The organism is Nostoc flagelliforme FACHB-838 (assembly GCF_014698065.1).
Taxonomy (GTDB): domain Bacteria; phylum Cyanobacteriota; class Cyanobacteriia; order Cyanobacteriales; family Nostocaceae; genus Nostoc; species Nostoc flagelliforme_B.
Genome location: NZ_JACJSI010000451.1, coordinates 1 through 4,393 on the forward strand (window position 1 = coordinate 1; position 4,393 = coordinate 4,393).

Genomic DNA, 4,393 nt, shown 5'->3' on the forward strand with positions numbered 1-4,393 from the left:
CGTTGGGTGATGGATATGTTTCGCTGGATTGTGGAAATTGTGCTTCGACCATTGGAAAAGAAAGGTTTTGTCCATTTACCAGAGCGCTGGGTTGTTGAGCGAACTTTTGGTTGGCTTAACTGGTGTCGACGTTTAAGTAAAGATTATGAACGACTACCAGAAACCTCTGAGACTTTTATTTACATTGCGATGATCCGGATTATGGTCAGGCGACTGGCATAATTTTTAACTCGCTTCGACTTTTAAAACATCCTCTAAATTTGCTGTTTGGAGCGTTACGCTATCTTCCTAACATTAGTTATTTATGGGACAACAACATGGGAGAATCGATTTGACTTAGCGTTATCTGTGGACAAAGGCAAGGTAGGGTAGCCTAATAAACTTTTAGGTTACTGGAATCAGTGTCTACTAATGAAGGAGGATTGATGAATCCCAATACAAGAGAACTGATGCAACAACTAGGGCAACAGTATGAAGGTGCTGTGATGAAGCCCTTGTATACAGCTGTGGTCACTGTAACCCCAGGGCAAGAGGGACATGCACGGATGTCGGGTCATGCTCGTAGTGACGATGGCTTACTCGACTTGAACCTTGCTTTTCCTACTAAACTTGGTGGACACGGGCAAGGAACCAATCCAGAGCAACTTTTTGCAGCAGGTTATGCAGCCTGCTTTCATGGAACACTGGCTTTGGTTTCAACAAAAGCAGGTATTGATGCTTCAACTGCCACGGTTACATGTGCTGTAACCATTGGCAGAGATCCAGCCGATGGTGGATACATACTGTCTGCAAAATTAACTGTTGCTCTTCCTGGGGAAGACCGAGAGAAATCTGAACAGGTGGTTGCCCAAGCATACAAGCTCTGTCCCTACTCCAAAGCTATTCATGGCAATGTTGATGTGGAAGTGACGGTAGCTTGAATCATCTGGACATTATGACTATTGATAGCTTTTTGTAATAACTTTTAAGTGACTTGCCATCTGACGCAATCATGAGGAGCAGAGCCTTGTATAGTGTCCATAAAAAAACGCGATTGTGGGACAGGTATAGCGATCGCGGTCATTTTCTAACCCATGACTGAAAATTAGCTGTAAGCTAATCGTCATTCATTTTTCCAGACTGATTCACTTGTAGTAAGGGCTTCAGCCCTGGTGTTATGCAACTTAAATGCTCATTAGCTTATCTGCTATTGAGTAAGAACTTTAGCTCGACCGTGCCGATTGATTTTCATGTCCCAACTGTATACCCTGTATCACAGCCTACACCCGATCTAAGCCCCAGCGATACCCATTTCTACGTCTTTGGATACAAGTTTATTTAATTTTGAGAGATTAATGAGATATTAAATTGAAAAACGATTCTTCAGATAGAAACTTAGTAGAACTTACCACAACCTGCAAACAGAAATAAGAATGTCGTTTGCACTCAAGCGCGGTAGGATGGGCTGAGGTACAAAGCCCATCCATCGAGTTACACGTAAGCTCGTAAGCTTAATAGGAATCTTTTGCATAATAAGTAAATGTAGGATAATTCTACTCACCAAAATGTAGCCATTTCTGAGTCAATATGAGTGTTCAAGCCGCATACGATAATTGGTCAATCACCTATGATGCTGATCAAAACCTGACGCGCGATTTGGATCAAATCGTTACTAAAGAAATTTTAATGCGTAAGAGATGTAAATCAGTCGTTGAAATTGGCTGTGGCACAGGCAAAAATACTTTGCTTTTATCACAAATTGCCCAAACAGTCTATGCAGTTGATTTTTCAGCAGCCATGATCGAGAAGGCGAAAGAGAAAGTAAATTCAGTCAACGTGACGTTCATTACCGCAGACATTACAAACCAATGGATTTGCAGCAACAAGTCTATTGATTTTATCACTTGTAATCTCGTTTTAGAACACATCAAAGATTTGTCAAAAATTTTTTCAGAAGCCTCCCGTGTACTCGTTCCGGGAGGATACTTTTTCATTTGTGAACTTCATCCATTCAGACAGTATCTAGGCACACAAGCTAATTTTCGAAGAAATCAAGAAGTGATTGAAATCCCAGCATTTATACATCACTTATCAGATTTTTTTCAAGCAGCCAAAAATTATGGTTTCCGGCTTGAGGATTTCAACGAGTGGTGGCATGAGCAAGACCAAAATAAACCACCCAGACTTGTATCATTCTTGTTCAAAAAGTGAATCTTAATAATGAAATTACTCATGCGTGAATTTTGAATTGTTTTGACGGGTGGTATATTTTTTCAAGGTTTGTGCCTAAACTGTAAACTCTGCCAATCCCTGCATGAATACCTTACTTGCCTCTGAGCGAATGTTGCACTAGCCAGCAATGTAAACCCACCATTATGAACGCCAATGGCAGCATCAACATTGGAATAATTTCTAAACCTGCCCAACTTGCAACCCAGCCTGCTCCAGTGGGTATGATCGCTGCTCCAAAACTGGCGATGCTGGTGGCAAAGCTAACAGCCGCAGGAACCAAGGCATTTGGTAATCGTTGAGGTATCAACCAGATGGTGGCGGGAAAGATTGCTGCCAATGCAAAGCCAATTAGCGGTAAGCTAATCCATTGATCCCGAAGTTGCCACCAAGCAAGCAATCCAATCATTAAAAGACTCAGCGACATACTGATTGTGCCGACTGCCCCAAGCCATTGCAAGAAATAACCTAAGATGAAACGTCCTAATGTTAATCCTAGCCAGTAGGCACTAACGCTGTAACCTGCAATCAATTCGGGAGTTTGGCGAGCGACGGATTGCACAGTGTATGCCCAGTTGCCGATGCAAGCTTCTATACCAACATAAACCAGCAGGAGTAACCCAGTTAGCACTACTACTGGATTTTGGAGCGAGCACCCCAAATTTTCTAAGGCAGTTGTATTTGATGTCGATACCCGTAGCGTTATTGGTGTGTAGCGAGAAATTATCGCACCTAGGACACTTACAATCAATAGGCTGACGATGCCGGCTAATACCCAATAAACCTGTCGCCAGTTCATGCCAAGTGATAGCAAAGTAGTGGCGATTGCGGGCCCAGATAATGCACCAATACCATAGAAAGCATGGAGTAAACCAATCATATTTGCACTGCGCGAATCTTGCACAATGTAGGTATTGATTCCTGCATCAATCAGTCCAATACCCAATCCCAACACTGACCCAGCAGCAACCATAAACCACCAGTAAGGTGAGGTCGCGTAAATTACCAGCGCCATTGTCAGCACAACCGCAGCAATCAATAGCATTCGCGCTAACCCCAGACGGCTACTCACCAGACTGCTGGTGAATGCTGCTAGAATGTAGCCGCTAATTTGACTTACAAACAGCAGGGTAACAGTGGCTGGAGTCAAGTTATATGTAGACACTATAGAGGGCAGAAGAACGCCTAATCCGCCTTCAGCAACACCAATGGCAATAAAGGCATATAAGGCGATCGCTACCCCAATCCACAAAGGCGATAAGCTGCGTTGATTGTATCCCATCGGATAAAATGCTTTTGCTCCAGACGATTTGATTGCTTAGATTTACTCAGCTGATAATCCTCAAAAATAACTTCATACCCATCTCCCTGTATTGGGTGGAATAGATAGCTTTATTTTTGGGGTTATTAATGTTTATTGAGTTAATCATTTTCTATCTCTTCAGCAGTTTTACAAATTAATTGCCAAGCCTGCTTTACGTGTATTTTATCTGTGGTTGCTTGTCCAATTGACATTCTTAAAGTTAATTTTTGCTCCAGTTTGGTGGAAGTAAGATAGATTTTACCTGAAGAGTTGATATTGTTAATAATTTTTTCGTTAATTGCATCACCCAATTTATGGCGAAAACATACCAAATTTAACGGAGGATTCACAACTAGCTCAAAACGAGGATGAGATTTTACACATTCAGCAAATTCTTGTGCTAAAGCAGTAGTAATCCGCCAAAAAAGCAGTCAGATCATCTGTTTAGGGCATGGTTTAGGGAAAATTCATGATTTTAGGCTATTTAAAAACAGTGGCGTAAAATTTGGAGAATTACTCAAAGTGATAGCGGATAAAGGCTATCAGGGGATTACTAAAATTCATCAATTAAGTGAAACACCAATTAAGAAATCAAAAGGGAAAAAGTTGACGAAAGAACAGAAAAAATACAATCAAGAACTCAATCGATTAAGAATTGTTATTGAACACGTAAATCGCCGTTTAAAGATATTTAAAACGTAACCGTTCACAGGATAAGAAACGCTACAGTCAAAAATGGGTTACTGAGATGGTAGATTAAGAGGCATGGATGAAAACTGCCTCGCCTACGGAATTGAAATTTCCGACTCAGATTGGGAAAAGACTCCAGCCAGCATCAAACAACTGGTGGAGAAAATGGGGCAGCATATAAAGCAATCAGAA

The 4,393-nt window shown here is 41.4% G+C and carries 5 protein-coding genes and 1 pseudogene; 4 read left to right on the plus strand and 2 right to left on the minus strand.

Annotated elements, in window-relative coordinates; all coding sequences use genetic code 11:
• The 3 genes from H6G97_RS46300 to H6G97_RS46310 all read left to right on the plus strand — a co-directional run.
• Positions 1-222, plus strand: a 222-nt coding sequence (locus H6G97_RS46300; protein ID WP_242056092.1) for a transposase, incomplete at its 5' end; no start/stop codon positions are given.
• A 179-nt stretch (positions 223-401) separates the two neighbouring features.
• Entirely contained in the window at positions 402-920 is a 519-nt protein-coding gene (locus tag H6G97_RS46305; RefSeq protein WP_338421993.1) for an organic hydroperoxide resistance protein, read from the plus strand.
• A 646-nt stretch (positions 921-1,566) separates the two neighbouring features.
• Entirely contained in the window at positions 1,567-2,190 is a 624-nt protein-coding gene (locus H6G97_RS46310) for a class I SAM-dependent methyltransferase (RefSeq protein ID WP_190947130.1), read from the plus strand.
• Positions 2,191-2,302: 112 nt separating this feature from the next.
• On the opposite strand, the gene H6G97_RS46315 is transcribed toward H6G97_RS46310, so the two are convergent.
• On the minus strand, positions 2,303-3,490 hold the full coding sequence (locus tag H6G97_RS46315) for an MFS transporter (protein ID WP_190947131.1): 1,188 nt from the start codon (positions 3,488-3,490) through the stop codon (positions 2,303-2,305).
• A 140-nt stretch (positions 3,491-3,630) separates the two neighbouring features.
• Positions 3,631-3,861: a hypothetical protein gene (locus H6G97_RS46320; RefSeq protein WP_190947132.1), complete on the minus strand. Its 231-nt coding sequence runs from the start codon at positions 3,859-3,861 to the stop codon at positions 3,631-3,633.
• Between the two features lie 58 nt (positions 3,862-3,919).
• Between H6G97_RS46320 and H6G97_RS46325 the strand changes: the two are divergent.
• A pseudogene (locus H6G97_RS46325) lies at positions 3,920-4,207 on the plus strand (transposase family protein); the annotation flags it as partial.
• Between the last annotated feature and the right edge of the window lie 186 nt (positions 4,208-4,393).

Coding starts and splice junctions, on each gene's coding strand:
- H6G97_RS46310 (WP_190947130.1), top strand. CDS start 1,567: ATGAGTGTTCAAGCCGCATACGATAATTGGTCAATCACCTATGATGCT.
- H6G97_RS46315 (WP_190947131.1), bottom strand. CDS start 3,490: ATGGGATACAATCAACGCAGCTTATCGCCTTTGTGGATTGGGGTAGCG.